This window comes from Herbaspirillum sp. Her4 (assembly GCF_057961335.1).
Window position 1 is genome coordinate 1512584 of record NZ_CM176330.1, and the last position, 25921, is coordinate 1538504.

The 25921-nt window shown below is 61.9% G+C and carries 24 protein-coding genes and 1 tRNA gene; 16 read left to right on the forward strand and 9 right to left on the reverse strand.

Features of this window, described 5'->3' with window-relative positions:
• Nucleotides 1-96 precede the first annotated feature (96 nt).
• Nucleotides 97-1173, forward strand: coding sequence for an acyltransferase family protein (locus ACWFUC_RS06910; RefSeq protein ID WP_489624467.1), 1077 nt, complete (start codon nt 97-99; stop codon nt 1171-1173).
• A gap of 232 nt (nt 1174-1405) precedes the next feature.
• Here the strand turns inward: ACWFUC_RS06910 and ACWFUC_RS06915 are convergent.
• Both ACWFUC_RS06915 and ispB read right to left on the reverse strand, forming a co-directional pair.
• A tRNA-Pro gene (locus ACWFUC_RS06915) sits at nt 1406-1482 on the reverse strand.
• 16 nt (nt 1483-1498) lie between these two features.
• Complete coding sequence (gene ispB, locus ACWFUC_RS06920) at nt 1499-2449, reverse strand: octaprenyl diphosphate synthase (RefSeq protein ID WP_489624468.1); 951 nt, start codon at nt 2447-2449, stop codon at nt 1499-1501.
• Nucleotides 2450-2808: 359 nt separating this feature from the next.
• On the opposite strand from ispB, the gene rplU reads away from it, so the two are divergent.
• The 4 genes from rplU (at nt 2809) to proB (ending at nt 5972) form a co-directional block, all read left to right on the forward strand.
• On the forward strand, nt 2809-3120 hold the full coding sequence (rplU, locus tag ACWFUC_RS06925; RefSeq protein ID WP_006713215.1) for a 50S ribosomal protein L21: 312 nt from the start codon (nt 2809-2811) through the stop codon (nt 3118-3120).
• 48 nt (nt 3121-3168) lie between these two features.
• Entirely contained in the window at nt 3169-3426 is a 258-nt protein-coding gene (rpmA, locus tag ACWFUC_RS06930) for a 50S ribosomal protein L27 (protein ID WP_006713216.1), read from the forward strand.
• Nucleotides 3427-3627: 201 nt separating this feature from the next.
• The gene (cgtA, locus tag ACWFUC_RS06935; protein ID WP_121042573.1) at nt 3628-4737 is read left to right on the forward strand and encodes an Obg family GTPase CgtA; all 1110 of its coding nucleotides are present in this window, start codon (nt 3628-3630) and stop codon (nt 4735-4737) included.
• A 116-nt stretch (nt 4738-4853) separates the two neighbouring features.
• A complete protein-coding gene (gene proB / locus ACWFUC_RS06940) occupies nt 4854-5972 on the forward strand; it encodes a glutamate 5-kinase (protein WP_489624469.1) in 1119 nt (372 codons plus the stop codon).
• Nucleotides 5973-6104: 132 nt separating this feature from the next.
• Here proB and ACWFUC_RS06945 read toward each other — a convergent pair whose 3' ends face one another.
• Both ACWFUC_RS06945 and ACWFUC_RS06950 read right to left on the reverse strand, forming a co-directional pair.
• Nucleotides 6105-6683 (reverse strand): CNP1-like family protein, encoded by a 579-nt coding sequence (locus tag ACWFUC_RS06945; protein ID WP_311434652.1) that lies wholly within the window; start codon nt 6681-6683, stop codon nt 6105-6107.
• 5 nt (nt 6684-6688) lie between these two features.
• Complete coding sequence (locus tag ACWFUC_RS06950) at nt 6689-7279, reverse strand: RNA pyrophosphohydrolase (RefSeq protein ID WP_489624470.1); 591 nt, start codon at nt 7277-7279, stop codon at nt 6689-6691.
• A 226-nt stretch (nt 7280-7505) separates the two neighbouring features.
• Between ACWFUC_RS06950 and ACWFUC_RS06955 the strand changes: the two genes are divergently transcribed.
• Entirely contained in the window at nt 7506-9233 is a 1728-nt protein-coding gene (locus ACWFUC_RS06955; protein ID WP_134221187.1) for a proline--tRNA ligase, read from the forward strand.
• 69 nt (nt 9234-9302) lie between these two features.
• On the opposite strand, the gene ACWFUC_RS06960 is transcribed toward ACWFUC_RS06955, so the two are convergent.
• The 3 genes from ACWFUC_RS06960 to ffh all read right to left on the reverse strand — a co-directional run bounded on the left by ACWFUC_RS06960 (nt 9303) and on the right by ffh (nt 12294).
• Nucleotides 9303-9710: a hypothetical protein gene (locus tag ACWFUC_RS06960; protein ID WP_134221188.1), complete on the reverse strand. Its 408-nt coding sequence runs from the start codon at nt 9708-9710 to the stop codon at nt 9303-9305.
• A 341-nt stretch (nt 9711-10051) separates the two neighbouring features.
• The gene (locus ACWFUC_RS06965) at nt 10052-10507 is read right to left on the reverse strand and encodes an SWIB/MDM2 domain-containing protein (protein ID WP_489624471.1); all 456 of its coding nucleotides are present in this window, start codon (nt 10505-10507) and stop codon (nt 10052-10054) included.
• Nucleotides 10508-10923: 416 nt separating this feature from the next.
• Nucleotides 10924-12294: a signal recognition particle protein gene (gene ffh / locus ACWFUC_RS06970; RefSeq protein ID WP_039790476.1), complete on the reverse strand. Its 1371-nt coding sequence runs from the start codon at nt 12292-12294 to the stop codon at nt 10924-10926.
• A gap of 344 nt (nt 12295-12638) precedes the next feature.
• Between ffh and ACWFUC_RS06975 the strand changes: the two genes are divergently transcribed.
• From ACWFUC_RS06975 to ACWFUC_RS07020, 10 genes are all read left to right on the forward strand, one after another.
• Complete coding sequence (locus ACWFUC_RS06975) at nt 12639-13610, forward strand: ABC transporter substrate-binding protein (protein ID WP_310161817.1); 972 nt, start codon at nt 12639-12641, stop codon at nt 13608-13610.
• 15 nt (nt 13611-13625) lie between these two features.
• Nucleotides 13626-14447, forward strand: coding sequence for an ABC transporter permease (locus ACWFUC_RS06980; RefSeq protein WP_489624472.1), 822 nt, complete (start codon nt 13626-13628; stop codon nt 14445-14447).
• Nucleotide 14448: 1 nt separating this feature from the next.
• Nucleotides 14449-15258: an ABC transporter ATP-binding protein gene (locus ACWFUC_RS06985; protein WP_034334689.1), complete on the forward strand. Its 810-nt coding sequence runs from the start codon at nt 14449-14451 to the stop codon at nt 15256-15258.
• Nucleotides 15259-15394: 136 nt separating this feature from the next.
• Nucleotides 15395-16207 (forward strand): cytochrome C assembly family protein, encoded by an 813-nt coding sequence (locus tag ACWFUC_RS06990; RefSeq protein ID WP_204726176.1) that lies wholly within the window; start codon nt 15395-15397, stop codon nt 16205-16207.
• The gene (locus tag ACWFUC_RS06995) at nt 16204-16503 is read left to right on the forward strand and encodes a PP0621 family protein (protein WP_209568205.1); all 300 of its coding nucleotides are present in this window, start codon (nt 16204-16206) and stop codon (nt 16501-16503) included. Before ACWFUC_RS06990 ends, ACWFUC_RS06995 begins: the two co-directional genes overlap by 4 nt.
• 2 nt (nt 16504-16505) lie before the next feature.
• Nucleotides 16506-17129, forward strand: coding sequence for a 1,6-anhydro-N-acetylmuramyl-L-alanine amidase AmpD (gene ampD / locus ACWFUC_RS07000; protein WP_489624473.1), 624 nt, complete (start codon nt 16506-16508; stop codon nt 17127-17129).
• A 401-nt stretch (nt 17130-17530) separates the two neighbouring features.
• Complete coding sequence (locus ACWFUC_RS07005; RefSeq protein WP_489624474.1) at nt 17531-20515, forward strand: ribonucleoside-diphosphate reductase subunit alpha; 2985 nt, start codon at nt 17531-17533, stop codon at nt 20513-20515.
• Between the two features lie 212 nt (nt 20516-20727).
• Nucleotides 20728-21894 (forward strand): ribonucleotide-diphosphate reductase subunit beta, encoded by a 1167-nt coding sequence (locus ACWFUC_RS07010; RefSeq protein WP_088756254.1) that lies wholly within the window; start codon nt 20728-20730, stop codon nt 21892-21894.
• Between the two features lie 503 nt (nt 21895-22397).
• Nucleotides 22398-23294, forward strand: a complete 897-nt coding sequence (locus ACWFUC_RS07015) for a histone H1-like repetitive region-containing protein (RefSeq protein WP_489624475.1) — start codon at nt 22398-22400, stop codon at nt 23292-23294.
• A 317-nt stretch (nt 23295-23611) separates the two neighbouring features.
• Nucleotides 23612-24151 (forward strand): YggT family protein, encoded by a 540-nt coding sequence (locus tag ACWFUC_RS07020; RefSeq protein ID WP_039790523.1) that lies wholly within the window; start codon nt 23612-23614, stop codon nt 24149-24151.
• A 79-nt stretch (nt 24152-24230) separates the two neighbouring features.
• Here the strand turns inward: ACWFUC_RS07020 and ACWFUC_RS07025 are convergent, their stop codons facing one another.
• A complete protein-coding gene (locus tag ACWFUC_RS07025; protein WP_084320258.1) occupies nt 24231-24824 on the reverse strand; it encodes a peroxiredoxin in 594 nt (197 codons plus the stop codon).
• 73 nt (nt 24825-24897) lie between these two features.
• The gene (locus ACWFUC_RS07030) at nt 24898-25833 is read right to left on the reverse strand and encodes a carbohydrate kinase family protein (RefSeq protein ID WP_034333773.1); all 936 of its coding nucleotides are present in this window, start codon (nt 25831-25833) and stop codon (nt 24898-24900) included.
• Between the last annotated feature and the right edge of the window lie 88 nt (nt 25834-25921).

Consider the following 25921-nt stretch of genomic DNA (forward strand, 5'->3'; position numbering starts at 1 on the left):
GCCCGTTAGCTCAAATCACGCCCCCGAAGTGCTGTCTCGCGCATTGGGCGCCTGGCTGCGTCTTGCAGTGACCGTCTTTCACAATGGGGGGGCGGTATGAGCATTCCCGCCACGTCGGAGCGCGCTGCAGGCACTGTCCGCTTCTCCGGCTATCGGCCCTGGCTCGATGGCATCAGGGCGGTGGCCATCTTGCTGGTGCTGCTGGAGCATACCAACCTCTTCAAGCAATTCAATCTGGGTGGGGTCGGCGTCGGTATCTTCTTTGCGCTGTCAGGTTATTTGATTACCGGTCTGTTGTGGGATGAGTTTGCCCGCGAAGGCCGACTGGCACTGGTGCCTTTCTACATTCGGCGCTTCGCTCGGCTGGCCCCGGCGCTGCTGATCGTGGCGGTGGTCGCGGGCGTGGCATTTCTGGCAGAAGGGCAGCGGCGCGCTGCTTTCAACGGCCTATTCGCCGTGACGTACACGGCCAATTACGCTGCCATTTTCAGCGGCCATCATCTGGCCGGATTCGGGCATACCTGGTCGCTAGCGGTGGAAGAGCACTTCTATCTGGTTTGGCCACCACTGATGCTGTTGTTGCTGCGGCGTTTGCAGGCGTCCAGCTTCATCAAAGCCGTGCTGGCGATCTGCGTGGCGGTACTGTGCTGGCGGGCTTTGCTCTTTGTGTTCTTCGGGGAGCAGGTCAGGCTCATGCTCTATGCCGGCAGCCTGGAACGACTCGATTCCCTGCTGTATGGTTGCGCGGCGGCGGTCGCCGTCCGTCGCGGCTGGCGTCCGGGGATTGTTGCCCTTCTGGCTGGCGTGGCAGCAGTGGCAGCCAGCATCGTGTGGCTGGCCCCCCTGAGCAGCGTGTTCGGTCCGACCCTCATCGGTGCGGGCGGTGCCTTGCTGATCGCGGCACTCGACTGCGAGCGTCGTGCCGTGGTGCAGCGGCTTCTCTCAGCAAAGCTGATGGTGCGTGCCGGGATACTTTCTTACGGTATTTACCTGTGGCACATCCCTTTGCTGCAACTGGCTACCCGTGACGGCGAGGGCCCCTTGGGTCGCATTTTGCTGGCGATGACACTGGCTGTGATCCTGGCACATGTCTCCTATCGTTACTGTGAAGTGCCGATCCGCGATAGTGTGCGGCGGCGGCTGGCGCGCAAGCCTGACCCGGCACCGATATGAAGGCAGGGGCGCATTTGCCTGCGATCCGGCAGGTGCCTGCGGTATCGGCAGGACTCTGTCAGTGTCACGAATGAAGAATCAGGAATAATCGGTCCCGTCCGTGACGGGCCGGTCAGTGAGGAAGATGAGCAATGCGCGCTCATTTTTGAGTCCTCTGGACAAAGCTGGTGCAAACGGAATGCGCAAAAAAAAACAGCGAGTTATTTCAACTCGCTGTTTTTTTCGGTAATTCTGGTCGGGGTGAGAGGATTCGAACCTCCGGCCTCTACGTCCCGAACGTAGCGCTCTACCAGGCTAAGCTACACCCCGTCGAGTGAGATCTAAGTCAGTGATTTCGATCTACTGCGAAAGCCGATAATTCTAACAGGGATTTTTTGAATTGGCTATCGGGAAGTGAAATAATTGCATCCGCAGCGCGCCGGGCGGCGATTTCCGCCTGTTCGCGCGTATAGGCCAGGGCGCCGGAGTGAGTGATGGCCGACAGCACTTCGTCGAAATGCTGTTCATCACCGTTCTCGATGCAGGTGCGCACCAGTTCGCGCTGTTGCGGTGTGCCGTGCTGCATGAGCCAGATCAGCGGCAGCGTGGGCTTGCCTTCGCGCAGGTCGTCGCCGACGTTCTTGCCGATCTCGGCGCTGTTGCCGGAATAATCCAGCACGTCGTCGATCAGCTGAAAGGCGGTGCCGATGGAGCGGCCATATTCGCCGGCAGCTTCGATGCTGGCTTTGTCGGCACCGGCAATCAGGGCGCCGATCTGGCTGGCGGCCTCGAACAGCTTGGCGGTCTTGGAACGGATCACCTGCAGGTAGCCGGCTTCGTCCACATCCGGATTGTGCATGTTGAGCAGCTGCAGCACCTCGCCCTCGGCGATGACGTTGGTGGCATCAGCCACGATTTCCATCACACGCGGGTTGCCCACCGCCACCATCATCTGGAAGGCGCGCGAATACAGGAAGTCGCCTACCAGCACCGAGGCCGCATTGCCGAACATGGCATTGGCAGTCTGCTTGCCACGGCGCAACGAGGATTCGTCGACCACGTCGTCATGCAGCAGCGTGGCCGTATGAATGAATTCGATCACGGCCGCCAGCGAGTGGTGATGCTCGCCCTTGTAGCCGAAGGCATTGGCGATGAGCACTACCAGCACCGGGCGCAGGCGCTTGCCGCCCGCACTGATGATGTATTCGGCGACCTGGTTGACCAGCGGCACCTCCGAGTACAGCTGGCGGCGGATGACTGCGTTGACTGCCTCCATGTCGGCGACGATCGGATGCATGATGGTTTGTTGCGAAGCGTTTTGTACGGCGGCAGACAAGGCGGAACCTGTTGGAAATGGTTATTCCCCAGATTATACGATGACAAGGCAGGGGCACGCCAAAGACCCTGAGCCCGGAAACTAAAGGTTTTTCATTGGTGGAATGAAAACATGGGTGGGGATACGGGTTGCCTGGCGGACAAGTTCTCTTCCATTGTCCTGCGGGAAACTGTGTTGTACAGAGGTCGGGCAAAGTGTCAAGGCTTTTGACCGTGCGGCTAAGTGCCTGTATAATTTGCGGTTTTCCTGTTTCGCCATGGGTTTTTGACGGGCGCGGCAAGGGAAAAATCGTTCTTATTCATTCATTCGTGAGGTTTCACATGTACGCGGTCATAAAAACCGGCGGCAAACAATACAAAGTTGCTGCTGGCGAAAAACTCAAAGTAGAACAGATACCGGCTGACATTGGCTCCGAAATCACTTTGGATCAAGTGCTCGCAGTGGGCGCAGGCGAAACCGTGAAGTTCGGTGCGCCGCTGGTCGCAGGTGCTACGGTGCTGGCTACTGTGGTAGCACAAGGTCGCCATGACAAGGTCCGCATCTTCAAGATGCGTCGTCGCAAGCACTACCAAAAGCGTCAAGGCCATCGTCAGAACTACACCGAACTGCAAATCGTCTCCATCAACGCCTGAGCGTTGACCCGAACGAACTGCTCATCCAAAGTCATCAAGGAGTTTTAAATGGCACACAAAAAAGGCGGCGGCACTACGCGCAACGGCCGTGACTCAGAATCGAAACGCCTGGGCGTCAAGGTTTATGGCGGCCAAGTGATCAACGCTGGCGGCATCATCGTCCGTCAACGCGGCACCCGCGTCCACGCTGGCGAAAACGTCGGCGTCGGCAAGGACCACACCCTGTTCGCCCTGAAGGACGGCAAGGTCAAGTTCGTTGTCAAGGGCCTGCAACAGCGTCAATACGCTACCGTCGTTACGGCGTAAGCGTTCCTGTCATCCGGGTTCGCCCGGAAACCAGGCATAAAAAAGGCTCTGCCGATGGTGGAGCCTTTTTGATTTTTGAAGAGCCGTCAACAAAGCGCCGAGCCCAGGCTTCCGTCGGAAGCGCCGGGGTGGGTCCTGACCAGGACCGAGGTGCATCGACGTTTTGTTAGCGGCTCCCATGTCCCATGAGGCGTCCAAATCATGAAATTCATCGACGAAGCACGTATTGAAGTCGTGGCGGGGGATGGCGGCAACGGTGTCGCCAGCTTCTGCCGCGAGAAATTCCGCCCCTTCGGCGGTCCCGACGGCGGCGACGGCGGCAAGGGCGGCACCATCTGGGCCGTGGCCGACCGTAACGTCAACACCCTGATCGACTATCGCTACGCCAAGCTGCACCGCGCCGGTCGCGGCGAAAACGGCCGCGGCTCGGACTGCTACGGCAAGGGTGCCGATGACGTCTACCTGCGCATGCCGGTGGGCACACTCATCGTCGACATCAACACCGGCGAACACATCGCCGACCTGACCTTCCACGGCCAGACCGTGATGCTGGCCAAGGGCGGCGAAGGCGGCTGGGGCAACATCCACTTCAAGACCTCCACCAACCGCGCCCCGCGTCAGAAGACCGAAGGCAAGGAAGGCGAGCGCCGCGAGCTGCGCCTGGAACTGAAGGTGCTGGCCGACGTGGGCCTGTTGGGCATGCCCAATGCGGGCAAGTCGACCTTCATCACGGCCGTCTCCAACGCCCGTCCGAAGATCGCCGACTACCCCTTCACCACCCTGCACCCCAACCTGGGTGTGGTGCGCGTGAGCCACGAGAAGAGCTTCGTGATCGCCGACATCCCCGGCCTGATCGAAGGTGCGGCCGATGGCGCCGGTCTGGGCGTGCAGTTCCTGCGCCACCTGCAGCGCACCGGTCTGCTGCTGCACATCGTCGACCTGGCCCCCTTCAATGAGGAAGTCGATCCGGTCAAGGAAGCCAAGGCCATCGTGCAGGAACTGAAGAAGTACGACCAGTCCCTGTTCGACAAGCCGCGCTGGCTGGTCCTGAACAAGCTGGACGTAGTGCCCGAGGCCGAACGCGCCAAGCGCGTGAAGGATTTCGTCAAGCGCTTCGGCTGGAAGGGCCCGGTCTTCGAGATCTCTGCACTGAACCGTGATGGCTGCGAAGAGCTCATCAACGACATCTACAAGTATCTGGAAACCAAGCGCGCCGAAGAGCACCGCGCCGAAGAAACCCAGATGACCGAGGAAGCCCGCGCCATCTCCAGCATCGATCCGGACGATCCGCGCTTCAAGGTCCTGGACTGATTCATCCCGGCGCAGCCCTGAAGCTTGTTGGGGCTGCGCGCGGGGGCGGTTCGGGCTATCATCTCTGCCTGTCGGATTTTACGACCGCTCCCAGAAGAATCAGAACCCGGAACACTATGCAATCGGTCATTCAACGCGCCAAGCGACTCATCATCAAGGTTGGCTCTTCCCTGGTCACCAATGATGGCAAGGGCCTGGACGCCAACGCCATCGCCCGCTGGGCGGAACAGATCGCGCAATTGCGTGCGCTCGGCAAGGAAGTGGTGCTGGTCAGCTCCGGCGCGGTGGCCGAGGGCATGCAGCGCCTGGGCTTCGACAAGCGCCCGACCGGCATCCATCACCTGCAGGCCTGCGCGGCCGTGGGCCAGATGGGCCTGGCACAGATCTACGAAACCAGTTTCCGCAAGCACGACCTGCACACCGCACAGGTGCTGCTGACCCACGCCGACCTGGCCGACCGCGAACGCTACCTCAATGCCCGCTCCACCCTGTTCGCTCTGCTGCAACTGGGCGTGGTGCCGGTCATCAACGAGAACGACACGGTGGTCACTGATGAAATCAAGTTCGGCGACAACGACACCCTTGGCGCGCTGGTGGCCAATTTGATCGAAGCCGAAGCGCTCATCATCCTCACCGACCAGCCGGGCCTGTTCACCGCCGATCCGCGCAAGGATCCGGCGGCCACCCTCATTTCCGAAGCGCGTGCCGGCGACCCGTCGCTGGAGCTGATCGCAGGCGGCACCGGCACCGGCATCGGCCGTGGCGGCATGCTGACCAAGATCCTCGCCGCCAAGCGCGCGGCCACCTCCGGCGCACATACCGTGATCGCCTGGGGACGAGAGGAGCAGGTCCTCACACGCCTGGCTGCAGGTGAAGCCATCGGTACCCAGCTCAATGCCGAGACCGCGCAACTGACCGCGCGCAAGCAATGGATGGCCGATCACCTCAAGACCGCCGGCCGTGTGGTGCTCGATGCCGGCGCAGTGCAGAAGCTGAGCCAGGAAGGCAAGTCGCTGCTGCCTATCGGCGTGGTGGAAGTCTCGGGCGAGTTCGGCCGGGGCGACGTGATTACCTGCGTGGACGAGAGCGGCCGCGCCATCGCGCGCGGCATGAGCAACTACAACAGCTCGGATGCGCGGCGCATCATCCGCCATCCTTCCTCCGAGATCCAGGCCATCCTCGGGTTCGTCGAGGAGCCGGAGCTGGTGCATCGGGACAATCTGGTGCTGCTGTGAGGATGATGCATCACATTGCATTATGGAAATGATTTATACGATTTATACGATATAAATAATTTCATGTGGACAATAAAAAAACGCGGCCAAGGCCGCGTTTTTTTATTGTGTGCTTCGAGCCAGCCGCCGGGATCAGCGACGCACCGGATCAATACGCGTCTGCGTCTTGAGGCGATTGACGATGCTCTTGACGTTCTCATTGTCGGCAATGATCTTGCCTTCGCAGAAATAATCCTTGAACAGCGCGCCATCGATGCGATTGACGCCGATATCGCGGATCGGCTGCCACTTGTCGCGGCGCGAGCGCGACCATTTGCCATCGGGATGGCCGAAGGCGTAGGTCTTCTTTTCCCAGGTCTCGCAGCGCATGCCTTCGTACATCACGTTGACCGCACCGCCTTCGGTCTTGGTGACCACGGTGTAGCGCACTACCTTGTCGGTGCCGATCGACACGGAATTGGTATCGATGTAGGCCTTCATGGTGGCATTCGGGCTGAGATAGAACTCGGCCAGGTTCTGCTCTTGCGGCGTCGGCGGCAACTGCACGGCGATTTCCTGCCAGGGCTTTTCCTCGTCGTCGAATTCTTCATCGAAGCTCTGCGCCAGTGCGCCGGCGCAGGCCGCCAGCAGCGAGCAGGCCAGCACCGTGCGGCGCAGGCCGCGCACGGTGAACAGGGAACGTGGGGGTTCAGGTTGCTGGAAAGAGGGCATGGAACTCACTTGGTTTCCGGCGTGTTCGCGCCGTTGCAGGGCTGGGCCTGTGCGGCCTGGCCGGGATTCTTGTGGGGATGCGCAATGCGCCCGGCTTGCTCGACCCGGCGCGGGCCGTGGCCCGGACGACTCAGGAAGCGCGACAATTCCTGCAGCGCCTGCTGATAGACCTCGCGTTTGAACTCGATGACCACATCAAGCGGCACCCAGTAGTCATGCCAGCGCCAGGCATCGAATTCCGGATGCGAGGTGCCGCGCAGGTTGACGTCGCAATCGCGCCCGACCATGCGCAGCAGGAACCAGATCTGCTTCTGGCCGCGGTAATGGCCGCGCACTTCGCGCTTGATGAAATGATCGGGGACTTCGTAGCGCAGCCAGTCACGGGTGCGGCCGATGATCTTGACGTGCTCGGCACGCAGGCCGATCTCTTCTTCCAGTTCCCGGAACATCGCCTGTTCGGGGGTCTCGCCGTGCTTGATGCCGCCTTGCGGGAATTGCCAGGAGTGCTCGCGTACGCGCTTGCCCCACCACACCTCGTTATTGGCGTTGAGCAGGATGATGCCGACGTTCGGGCGGAAGCCTTCTCGATCCAGCATGGTGATCCTCAAACTTTCTGCGGCTGGAAGTCCCTTTCAGGCAGGCTCATGCGACTGCGGGCGCACGCGGCAAAGCCGGTACGCCAGGCGGTCAGGAGCAATCACATCGATGCACGGATGTCATTGAAACTAGGAGCAAATCTGCAAAGAAAGGGCGCATCAGCCAGCTAATCCTTTAAAATTGGAACGATTATAACCCTCCTCTTTTTAAAAAGAACCGACCGTCATGCGCGCCTCACGTTTTTTTATTTCCACCCTGAAAGAAGCCCCGTCCGACGCTGAAATCGTGAGCCACAAGCTGATGATGCGTGCTGGCATGATCAAGCGTCTGGGAGCTGGCATCTACACCTACATGCCCATGGGTCTGCGCGTGATTCGCAAGGTCGAAGCCATCGTGCGCGAGGAAATGAATCGCGCCGGTGCCGTCGAGCTGTTGATGCCGGTGGTGCAGCCGGCCGAGCTGTGGCAGGAAACCGGCCGCTGGAACAAGATGGGGGCCGAGCTCATGCGCGTGAAGGATCGCCATGGCCGCGACTTCGCCATCCAGCCGACCTCCGAAGAAGTGGTCACCGATGTGGCCCGTACTGAACTGCGCAGCTACAAGCAATTGCCGGTCAACTTCTATCACATCCAGACCAAGTTCCGCGACGAGCGCCGTCCGCGTTTCGGCCTCATGCGCGGCCGTGAATTCACGATGAAGGATGCCTACTCCTTCGACCGCGATGTCGATGGTTTGAAGAAGTCCTACCAGGCCATGTATGACGCCTACGTGCGCATCTTCACCCGCTTCGGCCTGGAGTTCCGTGCCGTCGCCGCCGACAACGGTGCCATCGGCGGTTCCGGCTCGCACGAATTCCACGTCATCGCCGCCACCGGTGAGGACGCACTGGTCTATTGCCCCACCTCCGATTACGCCGCCAACATGGAAGCGGCCGAAGCGCTGCCCGTGGACAGCAGCCGTGGTGCCGCCACCCAGGCGCTGGAAAAGACCGCCACGCCCGGCAAGTCCAAGTGCGAAGCCGTGGCTGAATTGCTGGGCCTGCCGCTGGCACGCACCGTTAAATCCATCGTGCTGGCAGTGGACAACGAAGATCCGGCCAAGAAGGAAATCTGGCTGCTGCTGTTGCGCGGCGACCATGAACTCAACGAAGTGAAGGCCAGCAAGATTCCGGGCCTGTCCACCTACCGCTTCGCCAACGAAGCCGAGATCGTTGAATGGTTCGGCACGCCCCCGGGCTACCTGGGCCCGATCGGCACCAAGAAGCCGGTCAAGGTGGTGGCCGACCGCACGGTGGCCAACATGGCCGATTTCGTCTGCGGCGCCAACGAAGCCGATTTCCACTACACCGGTGCCAACTGGGGCCGTGACCTGCCCGAGCCGCTGGTGGCCGATATCCGCAACGTCGTTGAAGGCGATGCCTCGCCGGACGGCAAGGGCGTGCTGGCGATTCAGCGCGGCATTGAAGTGGGCCATGTGTTCCAGCTGGGCACCACCTATTCCGAAGCGATGAAGGCGACTTACCTGGATGAGTCCGGCAAGCCGCAACCGCTGGTGATGGGCTGCTACGGCATCGGCGTGACCCGTATCCTGGGCGCGGCCATCGAACAGAATTTCGACGACCGCGGCATCATCTGGCCGACCTCGATTGCGCCCTTCGAAGTGGTGCTCTGCCCCATGGGCTATGACCGCAGCGAAGCCGTCAAGACCGAAATCGACAAGCTGTACGCGCAACTGACCGAGGCGGGCGTGGATGTGGTGCTGGACGATCGTGGCGAGCGTCCGGGCGCGATGTTCGCCGACTGGGAATTGATCGGCGTGCCGCATCGCATCGTGGTCGGTGACCGTGGCCTCAAGGATGGCAACATCGAATACCAGGGTCGCCGCGATGCGGAAGCCACCCAAGTACCGCTGGCCGAGGCGCTGGCCTTCATCCAGGGCAAGCTGGCCGCCTGATCTTTCCACAGGCTGCAATGACGAAGGCGGACGCCATGGCGCCCGCCTTCGTTTTTGGGGAGAGCGAAATTACTTGGCCGGGACGATGGTCACGGTCTCGCGCAGGATGCCGCCCGAGGCGACGCTGCCATCGCTGTTGCCCTGGCCGTTGACGCGCTTCTCGCAATCGATGCGATCCGATTGCGGCAAGCCCTCACAGCGGCGCAGGGCGTTTTCCTTCAGTTGCGCCGCGCCCGGATCGGTCAGCGTGCCGCGCGCAGCGGCTTGCTGGGCAGCACCGGCTTCACGCAGGCAGGTAGCGCGGTCTTCGGTGGAGGCGCCGCTCTTGCAGGCGGCGATCTGCTGCTGGTATTCCGAATTGCCGGCCTTGCCCGCAGCGAACACGTGCGAGGCACCGCCCAGGGCGGCCAGGCCGATCACGAGGGCGCTGGCCGAACGCAGCAGTTGGTGACGCAGGGTGGCGGTTTGGTTTGGCATGGTCATTTCCTTTCTCTTGGTCATGAGCGTCCAGGCTCATCAGTGGATGGCACAGGGATAGACCCGGTTTCCGGTTTTCGGTTCTTTTATTCAGTTCTGCCGGAGGCGATGTGAGCTGGAAAGCTGAAACCGGCCTTTGCGGCCAGTGCCACACCCTGCAGAACCGCCATGGTAGGCGGTGACAGGGCTGCTCGCCATCAGAGAAGTGCTGCATGCGGCGTCAGACAAGAGGAAAACCGGCCGGCAAGGCCACGCCTCCTGAAACATCCGGAAACAAAAACGCCCGCATGACATCTGCGGGCGTTTTTGTTTGCAAGTCGCTTGCAAACCGCGGGCGTCGGTCAGCTCAGGTGAGCCGAGATCAGCTTGGTCATTTCAAACATCGTGACTTGCTTCTTGCCACCGAAGATTGCCTTGAGCTTGTCATCGGCATCGATGTTGCGCTTGTTTTCGGCGTTCTGCAGCTTGTGCTTCTTGATGTATTCCCAGACCTTCTTGGTCACTTCAGTGCGTGGCAGCGGCTTGGCGCCGACCACCTCGCCCAGGGCTGCCGACGGTGTCAGCGGCTTCATGAAGGCGGCATTGGGAGTACGTTTTGCTGCGGGTTTTGCTGCGGCTTTCTTGGGAGCGGCTGCCTTGGGAGCGGCCTTCGGTGCGGTTTTCGGCGCTGCCTTGGCGGCAGGCTTGGCAGCTGCCTTGGGAGCGGCGGCTTTGGCGGCCGGTTTGGCGGCTGCCTTGGCTGCGGGTTTTGCTGCTGGCTTCTTTACTGCGGCTGCTGCTTTTTTTGCTGTGGCCATCGGAAAGACTCCTCACAAGAATGAGATGAATGCGTCATTTACGCACCGCTAATAGTGGTGCTCTTTGCACGGCCACGCAAGTATTTTTTAGTGGATTTTCCCGTGAAAGCGCCAGGAAACAACGAGCCGCCCCGATCCGCCGTCAAGCCGCGCCGGTAAAGGGATCGCGGCGGATCGCGGAAGTCCGGAAAAGGGCTGCTTTGGCGATATCGGAGGTGAAGCAAAAGCGATGAAAGAAGGGCATGTTTTCGTGCGCATGAAGCGAGCAGAAAACGCATCCGGAGAGATGGGCGCGGGTCTGGAAAACGGAGGGGAAACGCGGAGGAGGGGAGTTTTTCCGGCGCCAGAAGAGACCGCCGGAGGTCGTGTGAAAGAGCCGCAAAGCCTTGTGCAGAAAGGCTTTGCGGCCGATACCGTCAGCGCATGCCGCCCGGCAGCATGCCCTTCATGCCACGCATCATCTTCATCATGCCGCCGCCCTTGAGCTTCTTCATCATCGATTGCATCTGCTCGAACTGCGACAGCATGCGGTTGACTTCCTGCACCTGCACGCCGGCACCGGCGGCGATGCGGCGCTTGCGGGTGGCCTTGATCAGTTCCGGCTTGGCGCGTTCCTGCGGGGTCATGGAGTTGATGATGCCTTCCATGCGGCGCACCTGCTTCTCGGCCTGGTCCATGTTGGCGTTGCCGGCGGCGGCCTGCATCTGGGCCGGCAGCTTGTCCAGCAGGCTGGTGAGGCCGCCCATCTTCTTCATCTGCGACAGCTGGGCCTTGAAGTCATTGAGGTCGAACTTGCCGCCGCCCTTGATCTTGTGCGCCAGGTCCTGCGCGGCTTCCATGTCCACGCCCTTGCGTGCCTCTTCCACCAGCGCCAGGATGTCGCCCATGCCGAGGATGCGGTTGGCCATGCGCGAGGGATCGAAGGCTTCCAGGCCGTCGAGCTTTTCGGCCACACCGGCGAACTTGATGGGCTTGCCGGTGATGTGGCGCACCGACAGCGCAGCACCGCCGCGCGAGTCGCCGTCCAGCTTGGTGAGCACCACGCCGGTCAGCGGCAGGGCGTCGTTGAAGGCCTTGGCGGTGTTGATGGCGTCCTGGCCCAGCATGGCGTCGACCACGAACAGGGTTTCGATGGGCTTGATGGCAGCGTGCACGGCACGGATTTCATCCATCATGGCCTGGTCGATGCCCAGACGGCCGGCGGTGTCGACGATCAGCACTTCGTGGTGATGCTTCTTGGCGTAGTCCAGCGCGGCCAGGGCGATGTCGACCGGCTTGTCGGTCGGCTGGCTGGGGAAGAAGTCGGCACCGGCCTGGCCGGTCACGGTCTGCAGCTGGCCGATGGCGGCCGGGCGGTAGACGTCGGCGGAGACGGTCAGGACCTTTTTCTTCTTGTTCTCGCGCAGGTACTTGGCGAGCTTGCCGACGGTGGTGGTTTTACCGGCACCCTGCAGGCCGGCCATCAGGATGATGGCCGGCGGCTGGGTGGCAAAGTTCAGTTGCGAGGCTTCGGCACCGAGGTCGGCGCCCATCAGGCTGGCCAGCTCGCGCTGGACCACGCCGACCAGGGCCTGGCCGGGGGTGAGCGAGCCGATGACCTCTTCGCCCATGGCTTTTTCCTTCACCTTGGCGATGAACTCGCGCACGGCGGGCAGGGCCACGTCGGCCTCCAGCAGGGCCAGGCGCACTTCGCGCAGCATCTCGGCGGTATTGGATTCGGTCAGTCGCGCCTCGCCGCGCATGGTTTTGACGACTTTGGCGAGGCGTTGGGTCAGGTTGTCTAGCATGGTGATATCTGCAAATGAATGGGGGCGGAAAGGCCGCAGGGCCGCTGGCCGGGACTACGACGCACCGGGAGTGCGCAGGCGGGGCGGCGGGCAATCCTGCATTCTAACCGATCAGCCCCGCTGCGCCCCTGCCGGCGCGTGCGGCCCAGATGGGGGCGCTACGTAAAATTAACAGCTTGTACGGCTTGCGCTCTTTGTGTATACATGGGCGCTGAATTTCCAAGCGCACAGAATAATCAAGGCCCCTGCCACGCAGCACGGGCCAACGCCATCGAGACTGCCGGCCTGCACGACTGCCGCCGGCGCGCCGTATCAACAACGATACACACAAGAGGAGAGTGGAAATGCAAAAGCAAAAACCAAAACAATGGATCGCGCTGGCCCTGCTGGCCACTGCCGGTTTCTCGGCCACCAGCCACGCGGCAGACGACGTCATCCGCCTGGGCAACCTGAAGTTCGCCCACTATGGCGCGGTGTCCTACATCAAGGAGATCGCCCCCAAGTGTGGCATCAAGGTCGATGAAAAGGTCTTCGCCAAGGGCCCGGACGTGATGCAGGGCATCCTGGCCGGTGAGCTCGATGTGGGCACGACCGCCTCCGAGGCCGCCATTTCGGGCCGGGCCAACGGCGCACCGATCTATGTGGTGGCCGGTTTCGCCAAGGGCGGCGCACGCCTGGTGGCGGGCAAGGACTCCGGTATCAAGTCGGTCAAGGACCTCAAGGGCAAGAAGGTGGGCGTCACCCGGGGCGGCATCCATGAAGTGCTGCTGGATGCCGAATTGGGCCAGAACGGCCTGACGGCCAAGGATGTCACCATCGTCTATCTGGCCTTCGCCGACCTGAACCAGGCCCTGCTGGGCAAGAACATCGACGCCATGATGCAGAGCGAGCCGCAATCCTCGCAGGCCATCAACAAGGGCTTCGGCGTGGAAGTGATGAAGCCGTATGACACCCCGATCGGCGAGCCCTATCGCACCATGGTGATGACCGAGAAGTTCTACACCGAGAAGCGTCCGCTGGCCGAGAAGTTCATGCGCTGCTTCCTGGAGGCGACCAAGACCTTCATCGACAAGCCGGAAGTGGCCGAAAAGTACGTGCGTGAAGTGATCTTCAAGAACCAGATCACCAAGGAAGACTTCTACGACGCCATCGGCAACTCGCCCTATGCCTACGACATCACGGCCGAGCACATCCAGGTCACCACCGACACCATGGCCAAGTACGGTACCGGCAAGATGGCCAAGCCGCCGGTGGCCAAGGATTGGGTGAAGACCGATCTGCTGGAGCAGGCCAAGAAGAGCATGAACCTGAAGTAAGCCGGGGGAATCTCGATGGGAAAGAACAACAAGGGCAGCTTCCTGCAGGGGCTGCTGGTGCCGATCATCGTGATCGCGCTGTGGGAGGGCGCCTCCCGGGCTGGCTGGATCAATCCGCAGATCCTGCCTTCGCCTTGGGCGGTCCTGAAGAAATGGGTGGAATACGCCACCCCGCTCAAGCCCTATGAGCCCGAGGCCGGCAGTTGGCTGGCCTGGGCCTTTTCGGGCGAACTGATCATGGATGCCATCGGCAGCCTGTACCGGGTGGTGGCAGGCTTCCTGATCGGTGCCGGGCTGGCCCTGCCGCTGGGCTTGCTGATGGGCTCCAGCCAGCGCATCTATGGGCTCATGAATCTGACGGTGCAGGTGATCCGTCCGATTCCGCCGATTGCCTACATCCCGTTGGCCATCCTCTGGTTCGGGCTGGGCAATCCGCCGGCGCTGTTCCTGATCTCGCTGGGGGCGTTCTTCCCGGTGCTGATGAATACCATCGCCGGGGTGCGCCAGGTCGACAGCATCTACCTGCGCGCGGCCCGCAATCTGGGGGCGAGCCAGTCCACGCTGTTCCTGCGGGTGATGCTGCCGGCGGCGGTGCCTTACATCCTCTCGGGCGTGCGCATCGGCATCGGGACTGCCTTCATCGTGGTGATCGTGGCCGAGATGATTGCGGTGAGCAATGGCCTGGGCTTCCGCATCATGGAGGCACGTGAATATTTCTGGTCGGACAAGATCATCGCCGGCATGATCACCATCGGCCTCCTGGGCCTGGCGATCGACCTGGGCATGAGCCGCCTCAACAATTACATGCTGCGCTGGCATCGCGGGCTGGAGAACTGAGATGAACCAGACAAATGCTTCTCCGCGCATTCGCATACAGAATGTGCACAAGGTCTTCAAGACCGATGACCGCGAGGTCGTGGCCCTCAAGGACATCCATTTCGATATCCCGGACGGCCAGTTCGTCTGCCTGCTGGGGCCTTCCGGCTGCGGCAAGTCGACGCTCCTGAACGCCATCGCCGGGTTTGCCCTGCCATCGTCCGGCCAGATCCTCACCGGCGACAAGGTGGTCACCGAGCCGGGACCGGATCGCGGCATGGTGTTCCAGGAATACGCGCTCTTCCCCTGGATGACGGTGGAACAGAACGTGGCCTTCGGACTGGAGATCAAGGGAACGCCCAAGGCCGAGATCCACCAGCGCGTCACGCAATTGCTGGACAAGCTGGGTCTGATCGACTTCCGCACCCGCTTCCCCAAGGATCTCTCGGGCGGCATGCGCCAGCGGGTGGCCATCGCCCGGGTGCTGGCGCTGGATTCGCCCATCATGCTCATGGACGAGCCCTTCGGTGCCCTCGATGCGCTGACCCGCCGCAACCTGCAGGATGAGCTGCTGCGCATCTGGGACGAGTTCAGGAAGACCATCGTCTTCGTCACCCACAGCATCGAGGAGGCCATCTACCTGGCTGACCGCATCGTGGTCATGACCTACCGCCCGGGCACGGTCAAGCGCGACATGCTGGTGAACCTGCCGCGCCTGCGCGATCCGGCGGACCCCGAGTTCAATGCCTTGAAACGCGAACTGGGCCAGCTGGTGATGGAAGAGCAGCAGCGCCATCACAATGCGGAGATGAAGGCGGCGGCGGTCGACTGACGTGGCTGCAGCTCTCTATAGTGATGTGCCCGACACGGCAGGCAAGCCCTGCCGTGTCGCATTTGGCGGGCCCGATTCGCGCGCCGGCTGACCGGGCGCAAGCGGGCCGGGGGCCGAGATGGTGTAAACTCGGGTGATGCAAACTTATTTTTTCATCCTGGCTGCGCTGCTCTATCTGGGCTGCGCCTTCATGCCTTCGGAGCGGCGCGTGCCGATTTCGGCGGGCATCGTGGCCGGCTGGATGCTGCATGGCGGGGCGCTGCTGTCGGACATGTTCGCGCCCGACGCGTTGCGGGTGGGCTTTGCGGTCATGCTGTCGTCCACGCTGTGGATCTCGGTGGCGGCCTACTGGCTGGAAAATCGCAATTTCTCGCTCGACAGCATGCGCGTGCTGGTCTTGCCGGTGGCGGCGGTGGCCGTGGTGCTGCCCAGCGCCTTCCCCGGCAACATGGTGGCGCTGGCCGGCAAGTCCGACTGGTTCCTGGCGCACATCGCCATCTCCATCCTGGCCTACAGCACGCTCACCATCGCCGCCTTCCATGCGGTGCTGATGGTGCTGCAGGAGTCGCGCCTGCATACCCGGCCCGGTCCGGCTGCCCAGTCGGGCTGGTTCGGGCTGGCGCTGGATCGACTGCCGGCGCTGCTGACCATGGAAAAACTGCTGTTCCGCCTGATCGCCTTCGGCTTCACCTTGCTGACGCTGACGGTGCTATCGGGTGTCGTCTTCTCCGAGCAGTTGTTCGGGACACCATTCAAGTGGGACCACAAGACGGTCTTCACCATGCTGTCCTGGCTGCTGTTCGGCCTGCTCCTGGCCGGCCGTCGCTGGCAGGGATGGCGGGGGCGGACCGCGCTGAGCTTCACGCTGGCCGGGTTCGCCATCCTTTTATTGGCTTATGTGGGCAGCCGGTTCGTTCTTGAAGTCGTGCTGCATCGGGTTCTGACATGAAATATCTGATTTGGCTGGTGGTCCTGCTGGCCGTGGTGGTGTGGTTCCAGCGCGCCAAGAAATCCATGCTGGCCGGCAGCGACCGTGCCGCCGACGGCAACTCTGCCGCCGGTGAGCCCGAGCCCGGCATGCCGCGGCCCAAGCCCTCGCGCTTTCGCCGCCGTGGCGACAGCAATGTCGAGACCATGGTGCAGTGCGCCCATTGCGGCATCCACTTCCCGTCCTCCGAGGCGGTGGTTCACGCCTCCGGCGCGCACTACTGCTGCGAAGAGCATCGCCGCCTGGCTTCCTTCTGAGCATGGACGCTGTCTTCTCTGACCCCGGCGCCTGGATCATCGATGGCGACGGCTGGTGTGATCACGCCCGCCGCGAACCCTCGCCCAATTGCGACGAACGTCCCGAAGGCGTGGCTGCCGAGCTGCTGGTGATCCACAACATCAGCCTGCCGCCCGCTGAATTCGGCGGCCCTTATATCGCCGACCTGTTCTGCAACCGGCTCGACTTTGACGCGCATCCTTATTTCAACCAGCTGCGTCCCCTGCGCGTCTCGGCCCACTTCCTGATCCGCCGCGATGGCGAAGTGGTGCAGTTCGTCCCGGCCCATCGCCGCGCCTGGCATGCGGGCGTGTCCAGCTTCGAGGGGCGCGAGCGCTGCAATGATTTTTCCATCGGCATCGAGCTGGAAGGGACCGACTTTGAACCCTTCACCGAAGCCCAATATGAGACGTTGGTGCAGCTCTCCCAGGCCCTGGTAACGCGCTACGGATTGACCGCCGTGGCTGGCCACGAACACATCGCGCCGGTGCGCAAGACCGACCCCGGACCCTTCTTCGACTGGGACGGCTATCACAACAAAATGGTGAAAATCGTTAACGCGGCGCAATTGCGCTTCCCCGTTGGCCTTCACAAAAGTCAAGCTTGAGCAGCAGAAAAATTCTCTAAATAGCGGTTGCATCCGCCCGGACCCGCTACTAGAATTAGTCCCATTCGATGTTTTGATACTAGATGTAGTGTTCAGTTGAACTTGTTGTTGGTATCGGGTCTTCATCCACGGTCGGCCCGTTTCAGGCAGTGCTTCAGAAGGTGCAAGACCCGCGAGGCAGTAACCAAGTACGACAACGCCCCCGGTTCTCCTTCTTTTAATTCCGTTCCACACATCAGTTTCAAGCAGTTTTGCGTCAGCATGAATGTCCACGCAAGGGACAGTCATTGTGGGACGCTTCCGCCGTTCGCGGGTCCTTTGCCGTTCGGGGCCCGGATGAAGTTATTAGCAACGCAGGTGGCAACCCCCGGCCATCTGCCCCATGTACCCCAGGAGGCTAAGTGCGCTCAACCCAAGAAATTTCCGTCAAATCGCCCGCTCCGTTCGGCACCTCTGCCGAGCTGGAAGGTTCCGCTGAAGGCCAGGCCATCGTGTCCCAGACCGCTGGCCTGGGCGAATACCGCATCATCCGCCGCAATGGCGCGGTGGTCGGTTTCGAGCCCTCCAAGATTTCCATCGCCGTGACCAAGGCCTTCCTGGCCGTCAACGGTGGCCAGGGTGCCGCTTCGGCGCGCGTGCGCGAGATGGTCGAGCAACTGACCACCAACGTGGTGTCGGCGCTGGTGCGCCGCCAGCCCACCGGTGGCACCTTCCATATTGAAGATATCCAGGATCAGGTCGAGCTGGCCCTGATGCGTTCGGGCGAGCATGACGTCGCCCGTGCCTACGTGCTGTACCGTGCCAAGCGCATGGAAGAGCGCGCCCAGCAAGGCGCAGCCGCCAAGACCGAAGTGGCCGCACCGCAACTGCACGTGACCGAAGACGGCCAGAGCCGTCCGCTGGACATCAACGAAGTCCGTTCCCTGATCGCCGCTGCCTGCGTCGGCCTGGAATCGCACGTCGATGCCGAAGCCATCCTCTCCGAAACCGTCAAGAACCTGTACGACGGCGTGCCCGTCGAAGAGCTGTACAAGTCCGCCATCCTGGCTGCCCGCGCGCTGATGGAAAAGGACCCTGCTTACAGCCAGGTGACTTCGCGCCTGCTGATGCACACCATCCGCAAGGAAGTCTTCGGCAAGGAAGTGGCCCAGGCGGATGCCCCGGCCGAGTACTTGGAATACTTCCCGCAATACGTGAAGAAGGGTATCGAAGCCGAGCTGCTCGACACCAAGCTGGCCCAGTTCGACCTGGCCAAGCTGGCGGCCGCCATCAAGCCCGAGCGCGACCTGCAGTTCGGCTACATCGGCCTGCAGACCCTGTATGACCGTTATTTCCTGCACATCGGCGGCACCCGCATCGAGATGCCCCAGGCGTTCTACATGCGTGTGGCCATGGGCCTGTCACTGAACGAAATCGACCGCGAAACCCGCGCCATCGAGTTCTACGACCTGCTGTCCTCGTTCGACTTCATGAGCTCGACCCCGACCCTGTTCAACTCGGGTACCCAGCGTTCGCAGCTGTCTTCCTGCTACCTGACCACGGTGGCCGACGACCTCGACGGCATCTACGAAGCCATCAAGGAAAACGCCCTGCTGGCCAAGTTCGCCGGCGGCCTGGGCAATGACTGGACCCCGGTGCGTGCCCTGGGTGCGCACATCAAGGGCACCAACGGCAAGTCGCAAGGCGTGGTCCCCTTCCTGAAGGTGGTCAACGATACCGCCGTGGCGGTCAACCAGGGCGGCAAGCGCAAGGGCGCGGTCTGCGCCTACCTGGAAACCTGGCACATGGACATCGAGGAATTCCTCGAACTGCGCAAGAACACCGGCGACGACCGCCGCCGCACCCACGACATGAACACCGCGAACTGGATTCCCGACCTGTTCATGAAGCGCGTGATGGAAAAGGGTGAGTGGACCCTCTTCTCGCCCTCCGACACCCCGGACCTGCACGACAAGTTCGGCCGTGCCTTCGAAGAAGCCTACACCGCCTATGAAGCCAAGGCCGCTCGTGGCGAGCTGAAGCTCTTCAAGAAGGTGCAAGCCAACGACCTGTGGCGCAAGATGCTGTCGATGCTGTTCGAAACCGGCCACCCGTGGATCACCTTCAAGGATCCTTGCAACATCCGTTCGCCGCAGCAACACGTGGGCGTGGTGCACAGTTCCAACCTGTGCACCGAGATCACCTTGAACACCAACGAGAGCGAAATCGCGGTCTGCAACCTGGGTTCGGTGAACCTGCCGGCGCACCTGGTCAATGGCGAGCTGGACCATGCCAAGCTGCAAAAGACCATCCGCACCGCCATGCGCATGCTGGACAACGTCATCGACATCAACTACTACGCCGTCAAGAAGGCACGTGATTCCAACCTGCGCCACCGTCCGGTGGGCATGGGCATCATGGGCTTCCAGGACTGCCTGCACATCAAGCGCGTGCCGTACGCCTCGATGGACGCCGTCGAATTCGCCGACCGCTCCATGGAAGCCGTCTGCTACTACGCCTACATGGCTTCGACCGAACTGGCCGAAGAGCGCGGCCGTTACGCTTCCTACCGCGGTTCGCTGTGGGATCGCGGCATCCTGCCGCAGGATTCCCTGAAGCTGCTGGCGCAAGAGCGCGGCGGCTACCTGGAAACCGACAGCACCGAAACCTTGGACTGGGCCGCCCTGCGTGCACGCATCGCCGAACACGGCATGCGCAACTCGAACTGCGTGGCCATCGCCCCGACGGCGACCATCTCCAACATCATCGGCGTGTCTGCTTGCATCGAGCCGACCTACCAGAACCTGTACGTGAAGTCGAACCTGTCGGGCGAATTCACCGAGATCAACGAGTACCTGGTGCGCGACCTGAAGGCCCGTGGCCTGTGGGACGAAGTCATGGTCGCCGACCTCAAGTATTTCGACGGCAGCCTGGCCAAGATCGACCGCATCCCGCAAGACCTGCGCGACATCTACGCCACCGCCTTCGAAGTGGATCCGTCCTGGCTGGTGGAAGCCGCCTCGCGTCGCCAGAAGTGGATCGACCAGGCCCAGTCCTTGAACATCTACATGGCCGGTGCTTCCGGCAAGCGTCTGGACGAGACCTACAAGCTGGCGTGGCTGCGTGGCCTCAAGACCACCTACTACCTGCGCACCATCGGCGCGACCCACACCGAGAAGTCGACTTCCCGTGCGGGTGCACTGAACGCCGTGGCCGTTGACGGCGGCGCCGGTGCCATGGCCTCGGCTTCCGGTACGGCCGTGCCGGCCGCACCGATCGCTTCGGCTGCTGCTGCCTCGGCTGCCTACGTGATGCCGACCCCGGGTGCTTCGATCGAAGCCGATGGTCCGGTCTGCACCATGCGTCCGGGCGATGCGGGCTTCGAAGAGTGCGAGGCCTGCCAGTAAGCAATCCGGGCAGGGCCGGGACGGCCTGCTGATGAGGATGATCCAAGGTCATCCGAGATGACGGCAGCAACACTGTCCCAAGTCCTGCCCACCCTAGCCGGCGCATCGCGGTGAACTTCACCGGATGCGCCGTTGTCACCTGATAGACACCCGCCGCGCCATGGTCATGCGACCTCGCCGGCAGCTACCGATAAAGTAAAGAGGAACCACAGATGCTTTCTTGGGATGATGAAGTCAAGCAACCGGCCCAGGCGCCGCGCACCCCCAACCTGCAGCCGCAACTGCAACCGGCCTTCGGCCAGTCCAACGCTGCGCTGAACCCGGCACTGATGGCCGGCAACGGCGAGCAGGTCGACACCACCCGCCGCGTCAATGCTGCCGACAAGCGCATCATCAACGGCCACACCGACGTCAACCAGCTGGTGCCCTTCAAGTACAAGTGGGCCTGGGACAAGTACCTGGCCGGCTGCGCCAACCACTGGATGCCGCAAGAGATCAACATGCAGCGCGACATCGAGCTGTGGAAGAACCCGAACGGCCTGACCGAAGACGAGCGCCGTCTGGTCAAGCGCAACCTGGGCTTCTTCGTCACCGCCGACTCGCTGGCCGCCAACAACATCGTGCTGGGCACCTATCGCCACATCACCGCACCGGAGTGCCGCCAGTACCTGCTGCGCCAGGCTTTTGAAGAAGCGATCCACACCCACGCCTACCAGTACATCGTCGAATCGCTGGGCCTGGATGAAGCCGAGATCTTCAATGCGTATCACGAGGTCGCATCGATCCGCGACAAGGACGAGTTCCTGATTCCCTTCATCGATACGCTGACCGATCCCGAGTTCAAGACCGGCACGATGGAGAATGACCAGAAGCTGCTGAAGTCGCTGATCGTCTTCGCGTGCATCATGGAAGGGCTGTTCTTCTACGTGGGCTTCACGCAGATCCTGGCACTGGGTCGCCAGAACAAGATGATGGGCGCGGCCGAGCAGTACCAGTACATCCTGCGTGACGAATCGATGCACTGCAACTTCGGCATCGACCTGATCAACACCGTGAAGATGGAGAACCCGCACCTGTGGACTCCGGAGTTCCGCGACGAAATCAAATCGTTGTTTTTACGCGCGGTGGAGTTGGAATATCGTTACGCAGAGGATACAATGCCGCGAGGCGTGCTCGGGTTGAACGCTACCATGTTCAAGGGCTACCTGCGATTCATCGCAAACCGCCGCGCACAGCAAATCGGATTGGACCCGCTGTTCGCACAAGAAGAAAATCCGTTCCCGTGGATGAGCGAGATGATCGACTTGAAGAAGGAGCGCAACTTCTTTGAGACCCGTGTCATTGAATACCAAACCGGGGGCGCACTGAGTTGGGAATGATGTGCAGTCTTGAAGTTCTCTTCATCGAGACATGATGCACAACAGGAGCCGGGTAGCTTGCAAGATGCCCGGCTGCTGAAACGGAAAAGGCCTACGCCAAATTAATGAACAGTCAGAGACCGAATCAATCTTCTCTGTTATCGCCGCTTAACCCCATCTTGTCGGGTCAGGCGGCTTTTCCTTTGAAAAACACCAAGGTTTTTCAGGAACGCGATTCCGACGCTAGCGTTTGAACACGCTGGCGTTTTTTTTGGTGTCGCGCCTGCTCCCGTAGTCGCATCTTCCTGCGCCATTGCGCGGGCACTACCGGAGGGGCGTCGCCAAGATAGCTGAAGCGCTGCATAGGTGAGGGGATGCAGCAGTTCAGCTGGTGCCGAATTCATTAGCGCAAGCCACAGGCGGCTTGTGCCGATGAATAGCTCGCCCGCGTCATCGCGATGTCGCGTGCGGGTTGCTTATATCAAGCTTGATTTTTTCCATTCACGTGAAGAAGGAGAAACAAAATGGCAACAGCAGCAAAGAAGACCGCGGCGAAGAAGCCGGCGGCAAAGAAGGCGGCAGCCGCCAAGGAAACCACCAAGAAGGTAGCCGCGCCCAAGGCCGCAGCCGCCAAGAAGACCGTGGCCAAGGCCGCCGCCAAGCCGGCAGCTGCCAAGAAGGCAGCCGCTCCGAAGGCAGCAGCGAAGAAGGTTGCAGCCCCGAAGGCAGCAGCAAAGAAGACCGCAGCTCCGAAGGCAGCCGCAGCGAAGAAGGTTGCAGCCCCGAAGGCAGCAGCCAAGAAGACCGCAGCTCCGAAGGCCGCCGCAGCGAAGAAGGTTGCAGCTCCGAAGGCAGCAGCCAAGAAGACCGCAGCTCCGAAGGCCGCCGCAGCAAAGAAGGTTGCAGCACCGAAGGCAGCAGCCAAGAAGGTTGCAGCTCCGAAGGCAGCAGCCAAGAAGACCGCAGCTCCGAAGGCCGCCGCAGCGAAGAAGGTTGCAGCTCCGAAGGCAGCAGCCAAGAAGGTTGCAGCGCCGAAGGCAGCCGCCAAGAAGGCAGCAGCTCCGAAGGCAGCCGCAGCGAAGAAGGTTGCAGCGCCGAAGGCAGCAGCCAAGAAGGTTGCAGCTCCGAAGGCAGCCGCCAAGAAGGCAGCAGCTCCGAAGGCAGCCGCTCCCAAGGCCGCAGCCGCCAAGAAGGTTGCAGCGCCGAAGGCAGCTGCTCCCAAGGCCGCCGCCAAGAAGGTAGCCGCTCCGAAGGCCGCAGCGCCCAAGGCAGCTGCAGCACCGAAGGCAGCCGCCAAGAAGGCCGCCGCTCCGAAGAAGGCAGCCGCCAAGCCGGCAGCCGCCGCAGCAGCACCGGCCGCCAAGACCGTGCTGAACCCGGCCGCTGCATGGCCGTTCCCGACCGGCGCTGGCCGTCCGTAAGATCGGCGTGCGTCTAGTCTGATCCCCTCAGACTGAAGGCCGCTGTATGGCATTGCGCCATGCAGCGGTTTTTTTATGCCTGCCGGAAGGGCCTTGCCTCCCCCGTGCCGCCGCTCCCGGCGATGATGAAGGACTGCATCTCTGCTCTGGCATTCCGGCACAATGGCACAATATATGAAAGCTCAGGTATGCTCGCACGCGGCGCTAACGCTTGCCTGCGCGACCACCTCGCCGCGGGCAGCACGCAGCAGTCAGCGATTGCGCAGCGACCGCTTGCCCACTAGTATGTGCCCTGCCTCTCACTGATGGAGATCCCTGTGCTGCATAGTATTTTCACGATGATCGTCAACGCCGTCGCCAGCATTCTGGCCGGTGTCCTGCTGCTGCGCTTCTGGATGCAGGTAGTGCGCGTACGTCCGCCGCAATCGGTGGGTCAATTCGTCTACCAGCTCTCGGACTGGCTGGTGCTGCCGCTGCGCCGGGTGATGCCGGGCGGCCGCCATGACTGGGCCAGCCTGCTGGGGGCCTTCCTCATCGTGCTGCTGTCCATCATCGCCATCCTGGGCTTTCAGAGCGGTTTCGACTTCAAGCTCATCTTCCTGGTGGCACTGGAGCGCTTCTTTGAATGGATCTGCTACGGCTTCATGGCCACGCTGATCATCGAGGCCGTCTTCAGCTGGGTCAATCCGCACGCACCGCTGGCCCCCTTCGTGCGGGCCCTGAACGATCCGCTGCTGCGTCCGCTGCGCAAGATCATCCCGCCCCTGGGCGGTGTTGACCTGTCGCCGCTGGTCCTGCTGATCCTGCTGCAGATCGCGGTGCGCGTGGTCAGTGGCCTGCTCTTCGGCGGATTCTGACCAGACCGCCGGGTTTGTCTCCACGTGAAAAGAGCCGGACATCCGGCTCTTTTTTCATCTGCACGCGGCAACAACGCGATCAGCGCTTCTGCTTTGCCGACCACTGCTCCAGCGCCTGCATGGTGTTCTCCACATGCTTTTCCGGATTCATGTCGGTGTACTCGTAGAGGATCGCATGGTCCGGCGTGATGACGTAGGAGGTACGGCTGGCATAGCCGGTGACCTTCATGAACTGCGCGTCATAGGCCTTCATGATCTTCTTGTCGACATCGGCCGCCACCGCGAACTTGCTGCGGCATTCGCTGACCGAGAACTTGTTGAGGGTCTCGATGTTGTCGCCCGACACACCGATGACGGTGGCCCCCAGCGCCTTGTAGCGATCCACGGCTTCCGCAAACAGGTGCGCTTCGATGGTGCAGCCGGAGGTGAAGGCGGCCGGATAGAAGTACAGCACCACCGGACCTTTCTTCAGCGCTTCCGACAGCGAGAAGGTCGACACCTGTCCGCCCAGCGAACTCGGTGCGGAGAACTCGGGGGCCTTGTCGCCCGGCTTGAGAGCGGCCAGTGCGCCCTGCGAACACAGCACCGCCCCCAGCAGGAGCGAGGCACCACACCAGCGGCGCAGGCGCGCGGCCGCATCGGCCGTGAGGGAAAACGAGGAAGGGTTCAGCATGGCGAATCTCCTTGATGATGCAGGAAGCCGGCATCGCGCATGAGTCGCTGCGCGTCACCGGCAGGGAAGCCCATCAGCCGAAGCGATAGCCGAAGGCCTTGTGGAAGCGCTCTTCGATCTCCGCCTTGGACGGTGCATGGTTCTGCGGACCTTGCGAAGCGATCTTGATGGAACCCATCAGGCTGGCCAGGCGGCCGGTGGTTTCCCAGTCATAGCCTTCGGTCAGGCCGAACAGCATGCCGGCGCGGAAGGCATCGCCGCAGCCGGTCGGATCGGCGATCTTGTCGGCCTTCACGCAGGGGATGGCGTGGTGCTTGCCGTCCACGAAGATGTCGGCACCCAGCTCGCCGCGTGTGACCACCAGGGCCGTGACGCGTTCAGCGATCTGCGCCAGCGACAGCCCGGTGCGCGCGGTCAGCAGTTCGGCTTCGTAGTCATTGACGGCGACATAGGTCGCCAGGTCGATGAAGTTCTTGAGGTCATTGCCGTCGAACATCGGCATGCCCTGGCCCGGATCGAAGATCAGCGGGATCTTCAGTTCAGCCGCCTGCTGCGCGTGCTGCAGCATGCCGTCACGGCCATCGGGCGCGACGATGGCGAACTTGACCGCACCGGCGTCAGCGACCTTGTTCTCGTGCGACCAGGTCATGGCACCCGGGTGGAAAGCGGTGATCTGGTTGCTGTCGGCGTCGGTGGTGATGAAGCACTGCGCGGTGAAGGAGGATTCGATCTGGCGCACGCATCGGGTCGAGATGTCCAGGGCGGCAAAACGCTCCATGTAGGGTGCGCTGTCCAGACCGACGGTGGCCATCACGATCGGTTCGCCACCCAGCAGCTTGAGGTTGTAGGCGATGTTGCCGGCACAGCCGCCGAACTCGCGGCGCATGGTGGGCACCAGGAAGGAGACGTTGACCTTGTGCAACTGGTCAGCCAGCAGGGCTTCAGCGAAACGGCCCTCGTATTGCATGATGTTGTCGTAAGCGAGGGAACCGCAGATCAGGGAGCTCATGGCGTGGTCGGGACAAGTGAGTGAATGATGCCGCATTGTAGAAGAAAAGCGGCGTGCAGTCCGAACCTGACGCAAGTCGTTTCGAGTT